Origin of the sequence: Paenisporosarcina sp. FSL H8-0542 (genome assembly GCF_038632915.1) — a bacterium.
GTDB lineage: Bacteria > Bacillota > Bacilli > Bacillales_A > Planococcaceae > Paenisporosarcina.
This window is the reverse complement of record NZ_CP152050.1, coordinates 2,870,468-2,894,144: the sequence shown is the minus strand read 5'-3', so window position 1 is coordinate 2,894,144 and position 23,677 is coordinate 2,870,468. Positions and strand designations below refer to the sequence as shown.

Below are 23,677 nucleotides of genomic sequence, written 5' to 3'. Positions count from 1 at the left end.
AATGAGTAAAAAGAAATACCTAAGTTATTACTCTCAAAACCAAAAGACCTATTATCAATTAAAATTAATAGATTCATATAACCTATAAACGTTTCAAGAATGAGTAACTATATATCTAAAAATCTCTAAATTACAAAAAATGTAATCATTTTAGTAATTATGGTAAATAAAATAAGGTTTTCAAGGTTCTTAATATATGTTAAATTTCAAATTGTTAATTAATTCGACAAGGTTGTCACGTTTCTAAAATATTTGTCAGAAATAGAAGAAACACAATTAGGGAGGAAACTAGATTGAGTATGAAAAAGAAAAGCATGTTTATTGCACTTGCAACCACATTGGCACTTAGCACTGCATCTTTCGGTGCACCGGCTCCAACAGCAGCGACACAATTAGCAAAACAAATTCCGACACTTAACTTGCAAAAACCAGCGTTGAAAATACCAGAACGTTTAGCGATTCCTCAGAACCCAAGCGAAAAAGTTCGCATTATCGTGGAACTTGAAAAAGCACCGGCAATTGAAACTGCTACAAAGAAAGGCAAGCTCTACAAAGACCTTCCGAAGTCGGAACGTAAAAATGTAGAAGCAGCAATCAAAGCAGATCAAAAGAAAGTAAAAGATAAAGTAAAAGGTAAAGCCAAAAATGTTCAATTTAAAGAAGAGTTTAATGCAGTCTTCAATGGTTTCTCTGCTGAAGTAGAAGCGGGTGACGTTGCGGGTATCGCACAAACGGAAGGCGTAAAAGCCATCTATGAAACAAACGAATATACAAGACCAAGCGAAGAACCGAATATGGTTCATTCCAAAGAATTGGTTCAAGCTCAACTTGCATGGGAAAAATATTCGTTCAAAGGTGAAGGCATGGTCGTTGGTGTCATCGATACAGGTATCGACCCAAGCCACCGCGACATGGTTCTTTCTACAGAAACGGATGAAGACATTACGGCAGATGAAGTAAATGGATTGTTAGCTGGTGGAGAAATCGAGCCAGGTAAATACTTCACTGATAAAGTTCCTTATGGCTATAACTACATGGACGGCAACCAGGAAATCCGTGATTTAGGTCCGGATGCATCCATGCACGGTATGCACGTTTCAGGAACAGTTGGCGCAAACGGTGACGAAGAAAACGGTGGAATTAAAGGGGTAGCTCCTGAAGCTCAATTATTAGCACTTAAAGTGTTTGGGAATGATCCATTATACCCATCAACGTTTGGAGACATTTACGTAAAAGCGATGGACGATGCAATTAAACTTGGAGCAGACGTAATTAACATGTCACTTGGTTCGACTGCAGGATATGTCGATAACACAAGCCCAGAACAGCAAGCAGTTTCACGTGCACAAGATAACGGTTTATTAGTAGCCATTTCTGCTGGTAACTCGGATATGTTTGGGTCAGGTACATTCTACCCAATGGCGAATAACCAAGACTACGGTTTGACTGGTTCACCTTCTGTTTCTGAAGATTCATTTGGTGTAGCATCATTTGAAAATAATATGATCACAGCTTCTAGTTTCAAATATGAAGTTAATGGAACAGAAGCAGGACGTTCATTATTCCTGCTTGCAAATGACCAAGATCCGAACGACCTACCGGAAGATCAATATGAAATCGAATTTGCAGGTTTTGGTACAGTTGCCGACTTCTCTGGTAAAGACTTAACAGGCAAATTCGCACTTGTATCTCGCGGAGGAATTTCATTCGTTGAAAAAGCACTGAATGCACAAGCTGCGGGCGCTGAAGGAATCATTGTTTACAATAACGCTGCAGGTACTATCAACATGGCATCTGATCCAGCCATCAAGATTCCGTTCATGTCCACACTTCAAGCAGATGGACTAGCAATGAAAGCAAGTCTTGACGCAGGGCAAGTCGTAAATGTCGGGTTTGACGGGAAATATATCGATGCACCAAGTCCAACTGCAGGCAAAATGAGTTCATTCACGTCTTGGGGTCCTACACCAAACTTGGACTTCAAACCGGAAATCACGGCTCCAGGTGGAAATATCTTCTCGACCTTAAACAATGATTCTTATGGTTTGATGAGCGGTACGTCAATGGCAGCTCCACACGTAGCGGGGGGTACTGCGCTAGTGATGGAACGAGTGAATGAAGAGTTCGGACTAACTGGTGCAGAGCGCGTGCAGTTTGCGAAAAACTTGATGATGAACACAGCTAAACCAGTAGTTTTTGCTGAATACGATGGTATGAAAGAATATGTATCACCACGTCGTCAAGGGGCTGGCATCATGCAACTTGCAAACGCTTTGGAAACAGATGTAATGGTAACAAACAAAGCAACAGGCGAAGCGAAAGTAGCCTTGAAAGAAATCAAAGGTGGCAAATTCAAATTCACATTGAAGGCGAAAAACTTCTCAGATGAAGCGAAAAAATTCAATGTTGATGTTCAACTTCAAACTGACCATGCATTGAAAACTTCTGGATATGACGTAGTTGTACCGAACGTTGCAGGTTCAAATATCGTGACGGATTTAGTGGATGTTCAAGCCCCTAAAACTGTAGAAATCGCTGCAAATGGCGAGGCAGAAATTCAAGTATCTGTCGATGCTTCATTATTGAAAGACACGGCAGGTTTCGAAACATTCGTTAACGGATTCTTCATTGACGGTTTCGTAACATTAACTGACCCGAACGAAGACACATCAGGAAATGTACCTTTAACAGTTCCGTTCTTTGGCTACAACGGTTCATGGGATGATGCATCAATTTTTGACGGCAGTGCTTGGGAATCATCTACTTATTGGGGCTACCAAGGTTTGGTGGATGAAGAAGGGAACTATATTAAAGGACCATCATTAGGTGAGAACTTCGATCCTTCGAAATTTGCATTCTCTCCAAATGGCGATGGTAACATCGATTCAGCCACTCCAGTTTACTCGTTGATACGCAATGCGAAAAACCTGGAAGTCAACGTATTGGATGCCAACGGTAAAAAAGTTCGCACAATCCGTACGGAAACGAACATGACGAAAAACTATATTGATTCAGCTACAAACCCTGCGTACAAGTTAAATTCAGCTAATGCATGGGACGGAATGATTAATGGAAAACTCGCTGCAGATGGCCAGTACTTCATTCAAGTGCGTGGTGTAATTGATTTCGAGGGTGCAGAATGGCAGTCTGTTGAGTTCCCGATTTATGTGGATACGAAAGCACCTGAAGCTAAATATAAATTCGATCAAAAGAAAAACATCATTTCGACAAACACACTCCAAGATGCTGGAATTGGTCTTGATCGAGTAGAAGTATATGTAAACGGTGTTGAACGTGAAGAACTTGCAGAACTTGCAAAAGAATATGAAGTTAAAAATGTGAAAAAAGGCGACAAAGTCACACTTAAAGTTTGGGATATTGCTGGGAACGTAAAAGAACAAACCTTTGCAATCAAAACAACAAGTGCTGATTATAAAGAAGACGGGGAAGAACCAGGCGAAGAACCAGGAACAACACCTGGTGACGGCGGGTCTGATGACGATACGTCAGCACCGAACGAGCCTGAAACAATTGAACCGGTAATCTTTATCAATACACCTAGTTTCTTCAGCAACCATAAAACATCACAAGTAGTGGTGGCAGGTTCTGTTGAAGACGATTCCAACATCGCTTCATTGAAAGTAAATGGGCAAACGCCGACATCATTTGACGGCAAAAACTTTACACACACACTGACACTGGCTGACGGTGTGCAACAAGTCAATGTGGAAGCAATCGACGAGTTTGGAAATGATATGGGCATCACACGCCGCATTTTCGTGGACACGACAAAACCAACAGTAGCTGCGGTAAAAGTACCTAAAACGGTAAAATCGAACGAAGCAAACCCGATCATCCAAGTAAAAGTCGGCGACAACTTCGATGAAATCCGTCTATATGTAAACGACAGTGAAGTATTCTACAAACCAATTTCAGAACCATATGCAATGAATGGCTACAGCCAAACTGTTGATGTGGAACTTCCATTGGTAAAAGGCAACAACACGTTCGAGTTGAAAGTAGTGGACTTGGTTGGCCATGAAGCAACCCAAACAATCAAAGTTTCAAAACAAAAAAAATAACCGATTGATCTAGCTACAAAACCCTTTCCCTTTAAATAGGAGAAAGGGTTTTGTGTTTTATTGTACGTAAAAGGTGAATTTTAGATAAACAGACATGAATTATAGATATATGTGCACGAAATGGAGATATCCACCCGCGAAATATAGATATCCATCATCCAATTCTCGATATCCACCTACGAAATCGAGATATCCCCGCCAACTCGCTATAACACTGAGCGAATTAGTAATAACCCCACTAGAAATCGCCAAAACCCCCACCAACCGTTGGGAAAATACAACCTAATTCTCAATAACTAGAATACTCTCACAAGAAATTTGCTATGATAGAAAAAAACCTATTTTCAAAGGAGCGGTTGCAGATGCAAACACCTATGCATACTTTTGAACAATACTTCCTGATGAATACCGATGACGTCATTCAATATGTGAAAGCCAAAATAGAGTCATTCCAAAATGCACAACAGATTACTTGCAAAGAAATTGGTGACGGCAACTTGAACTATGTGTACCGCGTCGTCAACGAGGAAACGAAAGAATCGGTCATCGTCAAACAAGCGGGCACGACTGCACGCATTTCAGATGAATTCGTCCTGTCGACTAGCCGTAACAAAATCGAGACCGAAGCACTTCAACTGCAACATACGCTGGCACCGGGACTGGTTCCTGAAATTTATCTGTTGGATGAAACGATGAGCTGTTGCGTCATGGAGGACTTGTCGCATCTGACAATCATGCGCACAGCGCTGGCAAATTTCGAGACGTTCCCTCATTTCGCGGAACATATCACGGACTTCCTCGTGAACACATTGTTGCGCACAAGTGACGTTGTCCTGAACCATAAAGATAAGAAAGAACTGGTCGCAAAATTCACGAACCCAGAGCTTTGTGAAATTTCGGAAGACCTCGTGTTCACAGAGCCGTTCCACAACAACTTTAACCGCAACGAAGTGACACCGGGGAATGAACAATTTGTCCAGACGCACCTTTATGAAAACGAAGCGCTTCACTTGGAAGTAGCGAAATTGAAGTTCCAGTTTATGAACAACAGTCAATCACTCATTCATGGCGACCTACATACGGGCTCGATTTTCATCGATCAGAACGACACAAAAGTCATCGATCCCGAGTTCGCATTCTTCGGACCTATGGGCTACGATATCGGTAACGTCATGGCCAACCTGATTTTTGCATTCGCTCGCGGTGATGCATACCAAAACAAAGAATTCACTGAGTGGGTTGAAAATACATTATTCGACGTAATGGACTTATTCGACACGAAATTCCGCATTGCTTGGGACGACCACGCAACGGACCTCGTTGCTAAAAACGTAGATTTCAAAGAACATTACTTACAAAATATCCTGAAAGACACAGCTGGCATGGCAGGTCTTGAACTAGCACGCCGCATCGTTGGACTGGCGAAAGTGAAAGACATCACGACCATCGAATCGATCGAAAACCGTCTGAAAGCAGAAAGACTCTGCTTGCGTGTCGCAGTGGAACTAATCCTTAACCCGTCAGAATTTCAAACAGGCGGACAATACTTAACAGCGCTACAAAACGCACTACAGGAGGAAAACAAATGACTGAAGCACTGAACCCGATAGAATGGAAAAACGATGCACTCGTCCTGCTTGACCAAACCAAGCTTCCTAACGACATTGTCTACGAAGAATTCACAACTGTTGAAAGCGTCTGGGATGCCATCGTCACGATGAAAGTCCGCGGTGCCCCAGCGATTGGCGTTGCCGCAGCATACGGCGTTTACTTGGCTGTTCGCAATTCCGAAACCGATTTGGTGAAAGTAGTACAGAAAAGCGCAGAGTATTTGGCTACGTCCAGACCGACTGCAGTCAACTTGTTCTGGGCTCTTGACCGCATGACAGCAGTCAAAGCGCCGGACGCTATTTATAAAGAAGCTTTATTAGCGGAAGCAAAAGCCATTCATAAAGAAGATGAAGAAATCAACCGCACCATCGGCGAAAACCTATTAACGTTACTAACTGACGGCATGGGCATCCTGACACATTGTAACGCTGGCGCTCTAGCCACTTCGAAATACGGAACAGCTACTGCACCCATGTATCTTGCAAAAGAAAAAGGCTGGGATTTCAAAGTGTACGCTGACGAAACACGCCCTCGTCTACAAGGATCTACATTGACCGCACTGGAATTGAGCAGAGCGGGAATCGATGTAACGGTCATTACGGATAATATGGCTGCTATGGTCATGTCCCAAGGCAAAGTTCAAGCTGTTATCGTCGGTTGCGACCGCGTCGCTGCAAACGGTGATACGGCCAATAAAATCGGTACGCTTGGAGTGTCCATTTTAGCAAAACACTACAACATTCCGTTTTACGTGGCAGCACCAACACCAACCATTGACCTAAATACACCAACGGGCACGCAAATTCCGATTGAGGAAAGACATAAATCCGAAGTCATCGAAGGCTTTGGAAGACTGACGGCACCGGCAGATGTTAATGTGTACAACCCCGCATTCGACGTCACACCACACGAACATATCACGGCCATAGTCACTGAAAAAGGAATTGTTCGTGCACCTTACGAAGAAAACCTGAAAAAACTATTTCGCTAAACATAGTAGATATACACCATGAATGGAGGAACAACCTATGTTTATGAAAGAACGCAATGAAATTGTCGATTATTGTAAGTTATTGAGAACACGAGGCCTAACCAAAGGGACGGGGGGCAATATTTCCATCTTCGACCGTGAATCCGGCCATATGATCATCAGTCCAAGCGGCATCGATTACGACATCATGACAGCTGAAGATGTAGTCGTATGTAATCTGCAAGGGGAAGTCATCGCTGGCGATAAAAAGCCATCAAGCGAATTCCCGATGCACGCGATTTTCTATCAACAACGTACAGACATAGATGCAATCGTCCATACTCATTCCATGCACGCCACCGTGCTTGCATCACTAAGATGGAATTTGCCAGCAGTGTCATATTTGGTTGCTTATGCAGGAAAAGACGTACGCTGTGCGGAGTATGCGAGTTTTGGTACATCAGAACTTGCGACCAATGCCTTCGAAGGGATGAAAGATCGACAAGCTGTCTTGCTGGCTAATCACGGGCTATTGGCAGGTGCGAACAATATTGCTACCGCATTCGCCATCGCGGAAGAAATCGAATTTTGCTGCGAAGTGTATTTGAAAGCAAAGGCCGTGGGGGAACCAGTAATTTTGGACGATAACGAAATGGCTCATATGGCGGAGAAATTCAAGTCATACGGCCAAAAATAGTAGATTCACCTGAACAAAGGGGATTTGAAAATAATCGATTTATAACCTGTCACACAGCAGGTAGTAAATTCGATCCGAAAGCAAATGCAACGCGTGCTGAAGCAGAAGTCATGCTATACCGCGCACTGGATATACTGAACGAGTTATAAGGTTTAATACTCACAGCTAATGACCTCTTCCTAACAATAGGGAGAGGTCATTTTTATTTTGTTTAAGCAGTTATTAATCGCGATTTTGTTATAAACAACCCCGAGTTTGTCGAAATGGCTCTAAATTCAATAACTAACCCTCCAAACTCCGACAATCTCGTTGTCAGAAATCGACATTAATTTACATTTTTGAAATACAAAAGTAATATAAAATCACTCTAAATAAGTAACTATTAATCTATTATTATGGTAAAATTTACCGTGTTGCCTTTTATGGGTAACGATGTTTGAATCTTCAGACATAAAAAAAGGAGGGGAACTTTAGCAACTATTGAGACATAAAATCATTTAGGGGGAATTGAGAATTGAAGAAAAACAAGTTGAATAAGTTCTTCAGTAGCATTCTTGCAATGTTTATGGTTCTTTCATTGTTGACGCCAATGTCGGCATCGGCAAACACGAAACAGCTGAAACCATTTAAGCAGAATGTTCAAACTGAAACGCAGTTAGAATTAAAAGCAGCTATTGCAGAGCAAATGGACGTCTTAGAGGGCGGACCAAGACTTCACAAAAATTTATTAGGTGTTTCAGGCGATAAAGAAGTAGCGGTTATTGTTCATTTGTCTGAGGAACCTGTAGCACTGAAACAGGGAATTAACGAATTGGCTGGGAAAAAGTTCACGAACGCTCAAGCGGCTAAAGTGAAAGCGGATGTAGATGCGCAACAGTCCCTCGTTAAGAAACAAATGAGTTTGAAAGGCATTTCAGTCAAGCAAGGCTATACATTCAATACAGTGTTGAACGGTTTTGCAGCAACTGTAAAAGCGAATGACCTTAAAAAATTGCTTTCAATTCCAGGCGTTACTTTAGTAGAACCGGATGTAACGGTTTATGCATTGGGAGACAAGCAAGCTACTGCAACGAAGTCAACATCTAATCTTGATAAGGATGGCAAGATGGAAGCGGCAATGAATACGAGCCTTTCATTCTTAGGAATTAAAAAGTTATGGGACGAAGGATATAAAGGGGAAGGCATTAAAGTGGCTGTCCTTGATACAGGGATCGATAAACATCACCCTGAATTTGAAGGTGTATATAAAGGCGGGAAAAACTTTATTCCGAACTCTTCAACATATACAAAAACACGTTCTGCGGATGACGCATCTGAAACATTACCGTCTGAACGTCCGGCTGGAACGCCTGAGTTCAACTCAAAAGGGGACCCATTCTACACGTCTCACGGGACTCACGTAGCGGGAACGATTGCAGCTGCAGGAAATAACGAATACGGTATCTCAGGAATTGCGCCAGATGTTGATCTTTACGCATACCGAGTACTTGGTGCTTACGGCAGCGGATCAAGTTCTGGAATCATTGCTGCAATTGAAACAGCAGTAATTGAAAAGATGGATATTATTAATCTATCACTTGGCGGTGGATCGAACACTGAAACGGACAGCGGTTCATTTGCGATTAATAACGCAATGATGGCTGGCACAATTTCAGTTATTGCAACAGGTAACTCAGGTCCTAACCGTGGAACAATGGGAACTCCAGGAACTGCTCGTTTAGGAATAGCAGTTGGGAACTCAACGAATCCTGAAACGATGTACAACGGTGAAGTAAATGTCAAAGTTGGTAACTATAAGTTTTCCAAACAATTGCAATTGATGGGAACGACTTTTGGTAAAGACTTGGCTACACAACTTCAAGGAGAACTACCATTGGTTGCAGTTCCTGGAAACGGGACAGCTACTGACTATAATGGCCTTGACGTGAATGGTAAAGTTGTACTTGTCTCACGTGGTGCAATTGCCTTTGTTGACAAGATTGCATTTGCAAAAGAGAATGGCGCAGTTGGAGTACTGATTCACAACTTCGCAGGCGGAACAAATGCTCCAAATGAATCAGGTGTATTCCTTGGTGATTCATTCGGATTCATTCCAACGTTTGATTTGTCCCAAACAGACGGAGATGCAATCCGTGCAGCATTGAAAAATGGTGCAGGCACAGTTTCGTTCGGCAAGTATGGTGAAGCAAAAACACTTGGTGACGATGTAAATGATTCAAGTTCACGTGGTCCATCTACACCGAACTTTGATATCAAACCGGATGTAACAGCGCCGGGCACAAACATTATGTCATCAATCGCGATGTACAAAGAAGATTATCCGGATGTTTCATATGACCAAGCTTATGATCGTTATACAGGAACATCAATGGCTACACCACATATCGCGGGAATCGTGGCACTTGTTAAACAAGCAAATCCAGACTGGAATGCGTTTGACGTGAAAGTGGCACTTTCCAATACAGCAAAAATCCTGAATACACAAAAATACGATGTATTTGCTCAAGGTGCTGGCCGTGTGGATGCTTATGCAGCTGCACATCCAGGTGCACTCGCGTATGCACTAGACAAAGCTACTCTTAACGGTAGCGGACAAATAGTGGATAACTTAAAAGGGACAGTTACATTCGGTCCTCAATCATTAAAAGAAAATCTTTCTGTCACTAAACAAATCCGGGTTAAGGATATGGCAGGTGACGGTGGAGATTATGCAGTATCAGTAGATGTTACAAAATCATTTGGCGACGCGAAGCTGACAGTCGATAAAACGGCTTTCACATTAAATGGCGAGCAACTGCTGAATGTCACATTGACTGCTTCAAAAGCGGAAGCTCCAAAAGGTTCTGAACTTCTTGGATACATCCACATTAAGGGTGGAAAAACAGAAATTTCATTGCCATTCGCAGCTGATTTCAGCGGTGCAGTAGCTTCTGCAGAAATACAAGACATGAATATTACTGAGACAGACTTGTCATTTAATGGGGACGGTGTACAAGATGCAGCGGAACTGACATTCAAACTGACTGGTGCTGTTACAACGAACTTTATCGAGCTTTGGGACATCATGAATCCTAAAGGTGGGGAATTTGGCGATGGCTATATCGGATACTTGCATGCAGCATCATCTTTAGCGGCAGGATCTTATAAACTACCGATTAAAGGTCAATACAAACCGTGGGGCGCAAAACCGGCAACAACGATTCCAGACGGATTATACACAATAGACTTCTCAGCAACGGCTGGACAAGAAGATATTGGGGACTATGTAGGACCGATTATTGTTAAGACAACAAAACCGGAAATCGCAGGCTCTGTTGTAAGAGGCCAGGCAACTGGAAAAGTGACTGATAAATATTTGGACTACAACGAAGAATTATCGTTGTATGGCCTTGAATTCGATTTGAATGATAAGCTATCTGCTTCTTACGTAGTCTCTAAAGATGGCGTTGAGGAACATCCGGTTCCATTCGAATTGGAGCAAGATGGTTCATATGCATTCCCTGTTTCAGGGTTCAATGCAGTAACGGACTCAGTGAAAGTCATCGTGGAAGATGCAGCTGGCAACGTCGGTGAAAAAGTGATGATCAGTGAAGTAGATCCACCTGATGCTGTGATTACACTTTCTGTAGATCAATCAGCTCTTGATATGACAACAGGCGATACTGCAACATTACAAGTTACACAAACAACAACACCTCCTGAAGGTGAAGCGACGGAAGAAGACGTAACGGCACAAGCAACATATACAGTTGCGGATGAAAACGTTGTAACGGTTTCTGAAGGCGTTGTAACAGCAGTAGCAGAAGGTTCAACAACAATCACTGTTTCTTACGGTGGAAAAGAAGTAGCAGTAGCAGTAACGGTAACGGATGAAGTAGTCGTTCCTGAACCGGTTGTATCTCTAGCACCGAACAAAGCGGCAGTGGAACTGATTGTTGATGGCACTGAGCAAATCACAATCAGCAAAACAGTGAAAGAAGAAGGCAAAGCCGATGTAACGACAGACGTAACGGCTGATGCAACATATGAGATCGAAAATGACTCCATCGCAACAGTAGAAAAAGGGCTAGTTACGGCAAAAGCAGCAGGGAAAACAAACGTAACGGTTCAATTCGAAGGTCACACAACGACATTCGAAGTAACAGTTACTGAAGAAGTTGTCGAGCCAGAACCAGTTGTATCATTATCCGTGAATCCTAAATCAGTGGACCTTCCAGTATCAGGAAAGAAACAAATCACGGTTGAACAAGTGATTCAGGAAGACGGAAAAGAAGATATCGTAACGAACGTAACAGCAGATGCGACTTATGCTGTTGAAAAAGAAGAGATCATATCGGTCAATAAAGGAGAAATTACAGCCAAAGCTGTAGGAACTTCAAAAGTGACGATTACGTATGGTGGAAAAACGACAGAAATGACAGTGAACGTTGTCGCTTTACCTGTTGTATCATTATCCACAAATAAAAATTCTCTTAACCTAGTAGTAGATGGTAAAGAACAATTAACGGTTCTGAAAACAGTGAAAGAAACTGGAAAAGAAGATATCGTTAAAAATGTAACGACTGATGCATCGTATTCAGTTCAGAACCTTTCAATTGTTGCAGTGGAAAAAGGTTTGGTAACTGCAAAAGCTGCAGGAACAACGAAAATTACCGTAGAATACGAAGGTCATTCCACAACGGTTGATGTCATAGTACAAAATAAAGTAATCGTAACACCGCCGACTCCTTCACCAATAACTCCTGGCGAAGTAGTGGTAAATGACTCGACGATCTTGAACCAAACAAGCAATCCGCAAGTACAAGAAGTTAAAGTGGAATTGCCTGCATTGACAGATGCTCAGCCTCAAGTGAGTGCGAAAATATCTTATGGGTCAATTAATGCAGTGGCTCAATCTTCAAAACCATTAGTGATAAACTCAGGAAGCACAGAAGTAAACGTGCCTAATGCAGTAGTGAAAGCAATCGCGGCTGGATCACCTGATAGTGTGACAGTTACCGTGAAAAAATCGAAATCGGATGATGTAGAGGGTGCAGTATCTGCTTCATACGAATTCACAATCTCAACAGTTAAAAACGGGAAAACGACAACTGTTTCTTCGTTCTCAGCACCTGTTAAACTGACAATTCCTACAACAAGTACCGTAAAAGATCCACGTAAAGTAGCAGCTTATTACATGAATGAGTTAAAACATACGTTGGACTATAGCGGTGGAACGTATTCCGAAGGGAAATTTGTTTTCAAAACAAATCACTTCTCGAAATTCGTAGTAATCGAACATGCGAAAACATTTAGCGATATCCAAAAGTACTGGGCACAAGATGAAATTGAAGTACTGGCTTCTCGTTCAATCACAAGCGGGAAAACAGATGCAACATTTAACCCGGAAGGTAAAATTACACGCGCTGAATTTGCTGTATTGATTGCACGTGCGTTGAATCTTCCGATTGATGAGTACCAAGGAACATTCAAAGATGTACCAACAAGCAAAGCATGGGCTTTTGCTGGTATTGAAGCTGCATACCGTGCTGGTATCGTTAACGGGAAAACGAAAGACTCGTTCAATCCAGATGCGCTTATCACACGTGAAGAAATTGCAGCAATCGTTGTTCGTGCAGTGAAATATCAAGATGCGACACTACTAAAAGATGTAGATTCTTCTAAATCATTTGCGGATGATAAAGCAATCGGCGATTTCGCCAAGGTATCCGTAAAACAAGCAGTAGGTTTAGGCATCATCACAGGTCGTTCAGGAAACAAATTCGATCCGAAAGCAAATGCAACACGTGCGGAAGCGGGAGTTATGTTATACCGCGCATTGGATAAAATGAATGAATTTTAATGCCAAAGAAAAGAGTCAGCATCGTGCTGGCTCTTTTCTATATTTTTTAAAGTAAAATAATTTTTCGGAATGTGCAGGAGAACTTACATATTTAGCAATATGATATCGTAAAATCCAGCGCAAATATAAATCCAGTCAATATTTGAGTAGGTACTTTGCAATCCATACTAACTGGATAATCTATTATAAAAGTCTTATGCTATATCAGAATAGTTTCCTTATTATCCATAAAAAGACATGATTTATAAATGAGGAACTTTAGATCTATTAATATTATAAAAAAATAATGGTCAATTAAAACTATTATCTATTTACTAAAGCAATACTTTTTATCTATAAAAATTCAATTTCCAAGTATTGTAATCAAAATGTAATATAAGTTATTTCGTTTTTATATTTGCAACAATCAAAATATATGGTAAATTTCTAATTGTCACATAATTTAGTTAAATCTAATGAATGGAAATTAATCTAAGTTATGAAACTCAAAAAGGGAGGAAAGCAGATTGAGTAATTCTAGAAAAAGCATGATGGTTGCAATGGCAGCTTCACTAGCACTTAGTACAGCAACAATCGGCGCACCAGCTCCAGCAGATGCTGCGAAATTAGAAAAACAGGTTCCTGTTATCAATGTGCAAAAACCGGCTAAAAAGATTCCGGATCGATTTGTTTCGCCTGAAAATCCAACTGAAAAAGTGCGTATCATCGTTGAACTTGAAAAAGCTCCAGCGATTGAAACGGCTACTCAAAAGGGTGTTCTTTACAAAGAACTTCCACAATCCCAACGTAATAGTTTAGAAGATTCAATTGAACAAGATCAAAAGAGGGTTCAAACAAACATTTCGAAGTTTGCTAAGAACATTGATTTCAAGGAAAACTTCACAACTGTATTCAATGGTTTCTCTGCTGTAGTCGATGCAAAAGATGTAGCACGTATCGCACTTACTCCTGGTGTTAAGTCTGTACACGAATCTACTGAATATGCACGCCCAGTAGCAACACCAGAAATGACACACTCAAAAGAATTAGTACAAGCCCAACTAGCGTGGGAAAAATATAACTTCAAAGGTGAAGGAATGGTTGTTGGTGTCATTGATACGGGGATTGACCCGTCTCACAGAGACATGATTCTTACAGATAATGCGACTGGTGACATCACTTCAGAAGAAGTAAGTACATTGGTTGGCAATGGTTCAGTAGAAGCGGGTAAATACTTCACTGCGAAAGTTCCTTACGGTTACAACTACATGGACGGCAACCTGGAAATCCGAGACATCGGTCCGGGAGCGTCAATGCATGGTATGCACGTTTCAGGTACTGTTGGAGCGAATGGTGACGAGGAAAACGGTGGGATTAAAGGTGTAGCTCCTGAAGCTCAACTTTTGGCACTTAAAGTATTTGGTAACGATCCATTGTTCCCATCAACCTTTGGTGACATTTATGTAAAAGCAATGGATGATGCAATCAAGCTTGGTGCAGACGTCATTAACATGTCATTAGGTTCAACAGCCGGGTATGTGGATAATTCGAATCCAGAACAAATGGCTGTAACACGTGCGCAAGATAGTGGTATTTTGGTAGCCATTTCTGCGGGGAACTCAGATATGTTTGGTTCTGGTACATTCTATCCAATGGCAGATAACCAAGATTACGGTTTGACTGGATCACCATCTGTTTCTAAAGATTCATTCGGTGTTGCCTCATTCGAAAATAGCCACGTTACGGCTTCAAGTTTCACATATGAATTTGATGGTGTCCAAACAGGACGTGCAATGTTCTTGCTAGCCAATGATGCAGAACCGAACGATCTTCCTGAAGAAGAATACCCAATCGAATTTGCAGGTTTCGGTACACCAGCTGATTTCGCTGGGAAAGATTTAACAGGTAAATTTGCTTTAGTATCTCGCGGAAGTATTTCTTTCGTTGAAAAAGGTCTAAATGCACAAGCTGCAGGAGCAGCTGGTGTTATTGTTTATAACAATGCAGCAGGTACAATCAGCATGGCTTCAAGTTCAGAGATTAAAATTCCTTATATGTCAGCACTTCAAGTGGATGGACAGGCACTAAAAGCAGCACTTGTTGCAGGAACAGAAGTTACTGTAGGTTTCGATGGGCAATATATCGAAGTGGCTAGTCCGACTGCAGGAAAAATGTCTGGATTCACTTCTTGGGGTCCGACACCGAACTTGGATTTCAAACCTGAAATCACAGCTCCAGGTGGAAACATCTTCTCGACATTCAATAACAATGAATACGGTTTGATGAGCGGTACGTCAATGGCAGCGCCACACGTAGCCGGAGGTACGGCATTGGTAATGGAACGTGTGAACAAAGAGTTCGGCTTGACTGGCGCAGCTCGCGTACAGTTTGCTAAAAAATTGATGATGAACACAGCTAAACCAGTAGTTTTGGCTGAATACGATGGTATGAAAGAATACGTATCACCACGTCGTCAAGGGGCTGGAATCATGCAGCTTGCAAACGCTTTGGAAACAGATGTAATGGTAACAAACAAAGCAACAGGCGAAGCGAAAGTAGCCTTGAAAGAAATCAAAGATGGCAAATTTAATTTCACATTGAAAGCGAAAAACTTCTCGGATGAAGCGAAAAACTTCAATGTTGATGTTCAACTTCAAACTGACCATGCATTGACAACTTCTGGATATAACGTAGTTGTACCAAACATTGCAGGTTCAAATATCGTGACGGACCTAGTGGATGTTACGGCTCCTGAGTCTATAGAAATCGCTGCAAATGGCGAAACTGAAATTCAAGTATCTGTAGATGCTTCTCTATTGAAAGACATGGAAGGCTTCGAAACATTCGTAAACGGATTCTTCATTGACGGTTTCGTTACACTTGAAGATTCAAACGAAGAAACATCAGGAAATGTACCTTTGACAGTTCCGTTCTTTGGCTTCAATGGTTCATGGGATGATGCATCAATTTTTGACGGCAGTGCTTGGGAAGAATCCACTTACTGGGGTTACCAAGGATTGGCTGACCAAAACGGTGACTCTATCACTGGTCCATCATTAGATGAAAACTTCAACCCATCGAAATTTGCTTTCTCACCAAATGGCGATGGTAACATCGACTTGGCAGTCCCGGTTTACTCATTAATGCGTAATGCTAAGAAATTAGAAGTAAATGTATTAGATGCAAACGGCAACAAAGTACGTACAATCCGAACTGATTCCAATTTAACGAAAAACTATATTGATTCTGCAACAAATCCAGCTTATAAGTACAATCGAGATAATGGATGGGATGGGAAAATCAATGGAAAACCTGCTCCGGATGGCCAATATACGATTGAATTACGCGGTGTAATCGATTATGAGGGGGCTGAATGGCAATCAATCAAGTTCCCAATCATCCTCGATACTAAAGCACCTACTGCAGACATTTCTTTCGATCCTGAAACAAGAACATTATCTCTTGCAAACCTTGCAGATAATGAGGGTGGGGTAGGACTAGATAGAGTTGAAGTGTATGCGAACGGAGAATTGGTATTTGAGGATGTAGCATCAGTAGAACCATACGTTCTTGATGAAGTTCTTAAAATTGGTGACGAAGTATCTGTTAAGGTATGGGATATTGCTGGTAACGTGACGGGAATGCAAAATGAATTCGAAACAAAAGAGCCAGTTATTTTCTTCGAAACTCCATCGGACTATTTTGTGGAGTACAAAACTTCAGAAGTAGTGGTATCTGGTACGGTTGAAGATGATTCGAACGTGGTTTCACTGAAAGTAAATGGTGTAGTTGCTGATTCATTCGACGGTTCTAAGTTCACTCATAAGTTGAAGCTTACTGACGGTGTGAAAGACGTGAAAGTGGAGGCAATTGACGAGCATGGCAACGTAATGCAAATCGGTCGTAAAATCTTTGTTGATACAACAAAACCGACAGTTCAAGCTGTTGCGGCAACTGTACCATCTGGAGTAAAAACATCTTCGCCAGATCCAACAATCAAAGTTAAGGTTGGCGATAACTTCGATGAACTTCGTCTATACCTCAACGGTAACGAAGTATTTGCAAATCCATTATCTGAACCTTATGCAATGTTAGGTTACAGCCAAACAGTTGATGTTGTTCTTCCATTAGTAAATGGCAAAAATGACTTCGAATTGAAAGTAGTTGACATGGTAGGTCACGAGGCTACTCAGAACATCACGGTTATGAAACAAGATGGAGTTGTTACGCCGCCGACGCAACCACCAGTGGTAGTACCACCAGTTGTTGATCCAAAACCAGTAACATACAGTGATATCGCTAGCCACTGGGCTAAGAAAGAAATCGAGACATTAGCAACGAAGAAAATCATTCTTGGTAAAACAGCTGATTTGTTTGCACCGGAAGATAAATTGACTCGTGCTGAGTTCGCTGTATTGGTTTCGCGTGCTCTTGGTTTAGAAACAAAAGAATATGCTGGTACATTCAAAGATGTAACAACAAACAAAGCTTGGGCTTACGCTGGAATCGAAGCGGCAGCTCGCGCTGGCATCATCAACGGTAAAACTGATGGAACGTTCAATCCAGACGCGAAAATCACACGTGAAGAAATCGCAGCAATCATTGTCCGTGCTGTGAAACACGAAGATGCTGCATTATTGAACAATCTTGATACTTCAAAAGTGTTCGTTGATGATAAAAATATCAGTACTTTTGCGAAACTAAGCGTTAAACAAGCAGTGGCTTTAGGAATCGTATCTGGCCGTGGCGGCAACGTCTTCTCTCCGCAAGACAATGCAACACGCGCTGAATCAGCAGTTATGCTGTACCGTGCCCTTAACAAACTAGGCGATCTATAAAAAAACATGAGGAGTCAGCGATTGCTGGCTCCTTTTTGTATGTATATTCACTGGAAACAATAGGAAGAAACGGAACAAATCGATTTAAAAGGAAATAACTCTAACTGTGATATTTCGAATAGGTATCCCATATCTTATTAGTAGAATTAATTCTATTAATATAAGCTATATTTACTTTCCTTAATGATAACTTAACAAAATAGTCGGACTTCTTACCTATTTTTACTTAATCATTATGAATTTTACAAATTCTTAAGAAAACTCTTACAATAGTCTGATATAATCAGATAGTACTAGAAAATTACTTTTCGAGGAGTGGGATGGATGACAAAAGAAGGTATTCAGAAACATGTTTTAAGTAAGATTGCACTAGCTTTCTTACTAATTATCTCAATGATGGCACCATTTATCACAGCACCAAGTGCTTCGGCCGCAACATCATTGACCGTTGCTGAGGCACTTGCACAATACGATGTGGCTGCTAAAAAGAATGTTACAGTGGATGGCTATATTGTTGGTTATGTTAAAGGGGAAACATCGGTAGTTAAGACAGGTGCTACTGATGATAACAACTATGCAATTGCGGACTCAGCAAATGAAACCGATTTATCAAAAATGATTTATGTACAAGTTCCTGCTACACCTACTACATTAAGATCAACATTTGGACTTAAAACAAACCCAGGTAATATCGGTAAAAAAGTATCTGTTAGTGCTTCACTTGAAAAATATTTTGGAAACCATGCTGGTCTAAAGGCGCCAGTTTCGGCAATGACATTCGTTGGAGGAGAAGTAGATCCACCACCTGTAGCAGAAGCAGTAGCCAATATAGCAGCTGCCCGTGCAGTAACTGATCCAGCAAAATTGATCAAAGTAAGCGGTACAGTAACAACAGGCGTTGGATTCTGGGGTCAAAAAGGCTTCTACATTCAAGACGATACTGCGGGTCTTTATGCATTTGTCTCTGCAGCTGACGTAAAACCAGGTGACATCGTTGAGCTTGAAGGGAAAGTTAGCCCGTACGCAGGCGAACTACAAATCCAGCCAACAAAAATCACAGTGAAATCTTCTGGCAACCCACTTCCAGCGGCACAAGTTATTGCGCCTACTGGAGTGAATGAAGATACTCAAGGTGAACGCATTCAATTAAACAAAGTAACAATTACTGGCTTAGCGAAAAAAGATGATTACGGGACATTTGAATTCTCTGCTGTCGACGGAGAAGGAAAATCAGTAATCGTTCGTAACGATAATCGTACGGGCATGACGTATGATAACTTCATCCAACATTACAATGAAGGCGATCTTGTGCATGTTTCAGGTATCGCTTCTAAATTTAACGAGGTATACCAAGTTAAAGCACTGGGTGCAGAAAGTTTTGACCTAGTAAACAAACCAGCAGTATACGTTAATGTATTCCCAGGTTTCGTAACTGAAAACACAAAAATCACTCTTGCAAGTGGTTGGGCAGATGCGACAATCTACTACACAGTAGATGGTTCGACTCCAACAACTTCAAGTAATGTATACTCAGCACCAATTAATGTGACAGAAAACACAACTATCAAAGCATTGGCAGTATCAGGCAACGAAACTTCTGAAGTATTCTCGTTTGAATACCAAGTAATCAAATCTACTGGTGTGCAAATTGCAGACATCCAAGGCAAACAGCACAAATCACCATACGCTGATCAACAAGTAGTTGATATCGAAGGAGTAGTAACTTACAAACTTGATAACAACAACTTCTTCATGCAAGATCTAACGCCAGACAGCGATCCTGCTACTTCTGACGCGGTTCTTGTATACAGTAAAGCGCACACATTTGTGCCGGGCGATCTAGTATCGGTTGACGGAAAAGTGACTGAATTCTTCATTGCTGGTTACTCTGACATGAAATCTGTTGATTTATCAACAACAGAAATTTCAAGCACGACAATTGATAAGATAGGTACAAAACCAGTTCCAGCAGCACTTAAATGGGAAGAACTTTCACCACCAACAGAAGTTATCGATAACGACAAATTAACTTCATTCGATCCAGCAGAAGACGGAATCGACTTCTGGGAATCTATCGAAGGTATGCTAGTTTCAGTTAAAGATGCAAAAGTTGTTGGACCACAAAAATACGGTGAAGTTATCGTGGCTACTGACAACGGTGGTAAAACAACGTTCAATAAATTTGGCGGAATCAATATCTCTGCTAACGACTATAACCCGGAACGTATCACAGTTGATATGAACTCTGTAACATTCAAAGCTAAATCGGGGGATGTTTTCAACGGCACAATCACAGGTCCAGTAAGTTACGAATTCGGAAACTTCCGCATCATGACAACTGTGGCTGCATTACCAACATTAGTAGAAGCTCCAATAATCAAAGAAGTAACGGAAATTGCATTCGCAGAAGATAAACTAAACGTTGCTGCATATAACGTAGAGAACTTCTCGAACAATACGGCAAACACACCAAATGAAAAAGTTGTTAAAATTGCGAAGTCATTTGTTGAAAACATGAAATCTCCTGACATTATCACATTAGTAGAAGTTCAAGATAATGATGGTGAAACAGCTTCAGGCAATACAGACGCTTCACAAAGTTATGAACGTTTAATCGCAGCAATCGTTGCTGCAGGAGGACCTAAATACAATTGGACTGACATTGCTCCAGAATACAATCAAGACGGTGGGGCACCAGGTGGTAACATCCGCGTTGGTTACTTATACAACCCTCAGCGTGTAACATTATCTGAAGGAACAAAAGGTGGATCTACAGAAGCAGTAAAATGGGTAGATGGTGAACTTTCTAAAAACCCTGGACGTATCCTGGACATTCCACAACCGAACACTCGTAAACCAATCGCAGCCCAATTTGAGTTCCAAGGTGAACAAGTAGTCGTAATCGGCGCGCACTTAAACTCTAAAGGTGGAGACCAACCGTTATTCGGTAAAAACCAACCTCCATTCCTAGGGTCTGAAGCAGAACGTATCGGGCTAGCTACAATGATCAACGCGTTCATTAAAAAAGGACAAGAACAAAATCCAGACCTTAAAGTAATCGTTGCGGGTGATATGAATGATTTCGAATTCACACCAACTCTTACAGCACTTAAAGGCAATATCTTAACTAACATGGTAGAAAAAGTACCAGCTGGCGAACGTTTCTCTTATTACTACCAAGGGAACAACCAAGTGCTTGACCACATGTTAGTGACAAACAACTTAGCAGCTACTACTTTAATTGACATGATTCACATCAACGCAAACTTCATGGAAGAACACGGTCGTGCATCTGACCATGATCCAATTTTGGTTCAAGTGGATTTGAAAGATCCAGTAGTTGTTCCAGACGTAGTAACTTTAGATGTAAACAAAGACGATGTTTCTGTTGAAGTAGGAGACACTGAGCAATTAGTTGTAACAGAAAAAACAACTAAAGCCGACGGTTCTTCTACTAACAAAGACGTAACAGCATCTGCAGCATACACAGTATCAGATAGCAGCGTAATCTCTGTAGAAGCTGGTTTAATCACAGCTAAAGCAGCAGGTGCAGCAACAATCACGATCACTGTTGGTAACATCACTGAAACGGTAAATGTAACAGTAACAGCAGTACCAGTTCCAGACGTAGTAACTTTAGATGTAAACAAAAACGATGTTTCTGTTGAAGTAGGCAAAACTGAGCAATTAGTTGTAACAGAAAAAACAACTAAAGCCGACGGTTCTTCTACTAACAAAGACGTAACAGCATCTGCAGCATACACAGTATCAGATAGCAGCGTAATCTCTGTAGAAGCGGGTTTAATCACAGCTAAAGCGGCAGGTACCACAACAATCACGATCACTGTTGGTAACATCACTGAAACGGTAAATGTAACAGTAACAGCAGTACCAGTTCCGGATGTGAAAACAATATCAGTGGACAAAGATTCAGTTACCCTAGAAGTAGGCAAAACTGAGCAATTAAAAGTAACAGAAACAACTACAAAAGCTGACGAAACTTCTACTGTTGCAGATGTAACAAATACTGCAACATACAGTGGTCACGATACAAGCGTGATTTCAGTTGTAAATGGTTTAATCACAGCAAAAGCAGCAGGTACCACAACAATCACGATCACTGTTGGTAACAACACTAAAACGGTAAATGTAACAGTGACAGCAGTACCAGTCCCAGATGTGAAAACATTATCAGTGGACAAAGATTCAGTTACCCTAAAAGTAGGCAAAACTGAGCAATTAAAAGTAATAGAAACAACTACAAAAGCTGACGAAACTTCTACTGATGCGGATGTAACAAATACTGCAACATACAGTGGTCACGACACAAGCGTGATTTCAGTTGTAAATGGCTTGATCACGGCTAAAGCAGTTGGCACAACAAACGTTACAGTAACAGTTGGCGACAACTCAAAAACTGTAAAAGTAACAGTAACTGCAGTAACAAGCCCGCCACAACCACCAGTAACACCAACAAACCCTGGTCATATAACTGTGGATGGAAACGCAGTATCAAATCAAGCGAATGATCCTGCAACTAAAGAAATTAAAGTAGCAGTACCAGCTCTAACAGATGCTCAACCTGAAGTAAGTGCAAAAGTACCAACAGGTTCGTTGCAAACAATTGCTCAATCTTCTAAACCATTGGTGATTGCTTCTGGTAATACAGAAGTAGTTGTACCAAATGAAGTATTGAAAAAAATTGCAGCTGGCAATCCTGAAAGTATGACGGTTTCTGTGAAAATGGCTAAATCGACTGACGTAAACGGAGCGGTATCTGCGACGTTTGAATTTACAATCACAACAGTCAAAAATGGTAACACAACTAAAGTAACTACATTCTCAACACCAGTTGAAGTAACAGTTCCTGTAGCTGCAGCAATTAAAGACCCACGAAAAGTGGCTGCTTACTACGTGAACGAATTAACAAATGGGTTGGAATATGTAGGTGGAACGTACGGAAATGGTCAATTAGTCTTCAAGACAAACCACTTCTCGAAATTCGTTGTTGTAGAAAACAACAAAACATTCTCGGATATTCAAAAATACTGGGCACAGGATCAAATTGAAGTGCTGGCTTCTCGAACGATTACAAGCGGGAAAACAGACACGACATTTAACCCTGAAGGTAAAGTAACACGTGCTGAATTCGCCGTGTTGATTGCTCGCTCTCTGAATCTTCCAATGGAAGAGTACAAAGGGACTTTTAAAGATGTAACAACAAGCAAGGAATGGGCATATGCAGGAATTGAAGCGGCTCACCGTGCAGGTATCGTAAATGGCAAGACGACAGACTCGTTCGATCCAGATGCGTTAATCACACGTGAAGAAATCGCAACGATGATAGTTCGCGCAGTGAAATACCAAGATGCGAATCTATTGAAAGATGTAGACACATCGAAAACATTTGCGGATGAAAAAGCAGTTGGAGACTTCGCAAAAGTATCGATCAAACAAGCTGTAGGACTAGGTATTGTAAACGGCCGTGCTGGAAACAAATTAGATCCAAAAGCAAACGCAACACGTGCGGAAGCGGCAGTTATGCTTTACCGAGCATTAGACAAAATGAACGAATTTTAGAACACAAAAGGAGTCAGCATTCGCTGGCTCCTTTTCATTTTATTATCATGGCTAGGAACTGAATTTGGGTATATTGAA

At 41.3% G+C, this 23,677-nt stretch carries 7 protein-coding genes; all 7 read left to right on the top strand.

What is annotated here, in order from left to right; genetic code table 11:
* The first annotated feature begins 299 nt into the window (after positions 1-299).
* The 7 genes from MHH33_RS14550 to MHH33_RS14520 all read left to right on the top strand — a co-directional run bounded on the left by MHH33_RS14550 (position 300) and on the right by MHH33_RS14520 (position 23,599).
* Entirely contained in the window at positions 300-4,082 is a 3,783-nt protein-coding gene (locus MHH33_RS14550) for a S8 family serine peptidase (RefSeq protein WP_342543783.1), read from the top strand.
* A gap of 374 nt (positions 4,083-4,456) precedes the next feature.
* Entirely contained in the window at positions 4,457-5,671 is a 1,215-nt protein-coding gene (gene mtnK / locus MHH33_RS14545; protein WP_342543782.1) for an S-methyl-5-thioribose kinase, read from the top strand.
* On the top strand, positions 5,668-6,684 hold the full coding sequence (mtnA, locus tag MHH33_RS14540; protein ID WP_016428228.1) for an S-methyl-5-thioribose-1-phosphate isomerase: 1,017 nt from the start codon (positions 5,668-5,670) through the stop codon (positions 6,682-6,684). The genes mtnK and mtnA overlap by 4 nt, the downstream gene beginning before the upstream one ends.
* Before the next feature lie 37 nt (positions 6,685-6,721).
* Complete coding sequence (locus MHH33_RS14535) at positions 6,722-7,360, top strand: L-fuculose-phosphate aldolase (protein WP_342542153.1); 639 nt, start codon at positions 6,722-6,724, stop codon at positions 7,358-7,360.
* Positions 7,361-7,874: 514 nt separating this feature from the next.
* Positions 7,875-13,202 (top strand): S8 family serine peptidase, encoded by a 5,328-nt coding sequence (locus MHH33_RS14530; RefSeq protein ID WP_342542151.1) that lies wholly within the window; start codon positions 7,875-7,877, stop codon positions 13,200-13,202.
* A 506-nt stretch (positions 13,203-13,708) separates the two neighbouring features.
* Entirely contained in the window at positions 13,709-18,019 is a 4,311-nt protein-coding gene (locus MHH33_RS14525) for a S8 family serine peptidase (protein ID WP_342542150.1), read from the top strand.
* Positions 18,020-18,343: 324 nt separating this feature from the next.
* The gene (locus tag MHH33_RS14520) at positions 18,344-23,599 is read left to right on the top strand and encodes an S-layer homology domain-containing protein (RefSeq protein WP_342542149.1); all 5,256 of its coding nucleotides are present in this window, start codon (positions 18,344-18,346) and stop codon (positions 23,597-23,599) included.
* The last annotated feature ends 78 nt before the right edge of the window (positions 23,600-23,677 follow it).

What these genes read in the sequence shown, in the direction of transcription:
- mtnK (WP_342543782.1), top strand. Translation starts at nt 4,457, where the DNA reads ATGCATACTTTTGAACAATACTTCCTGATGAATACCGATGACGTCATT.
- MHH33_RS14550 (WP_342543783.1), top strand. Translation starts at nt 300, where the DNA reads ATGAAAAAGAAAAGCATGTTTATTGCACTTGCAACCACATTGGCACTT.
- MHH33_RS14520 (WP_342542149.1), top strand. Translation starts at nt 18,344, where the DNA reads ATGACAAAAGAAGGTATTCAGAAACATGTTTTAAGTAAGATTGCACTA.
- MHH33_RS14535 (WP_342542153.1), top strand. Translation starts at nt 6,722, where the DNA reads ATGTTTATGAAAGAACGCAATGAAATTGTCGATTATTGTAAGTTATTG.
- mtnA (WP_016428228.1), top strand. Translation starts at nt 5,668, where the DNA reads ATGACTGAAGCACTGAACCCGATAGAATGGAAAAACGATGCACTCGTC.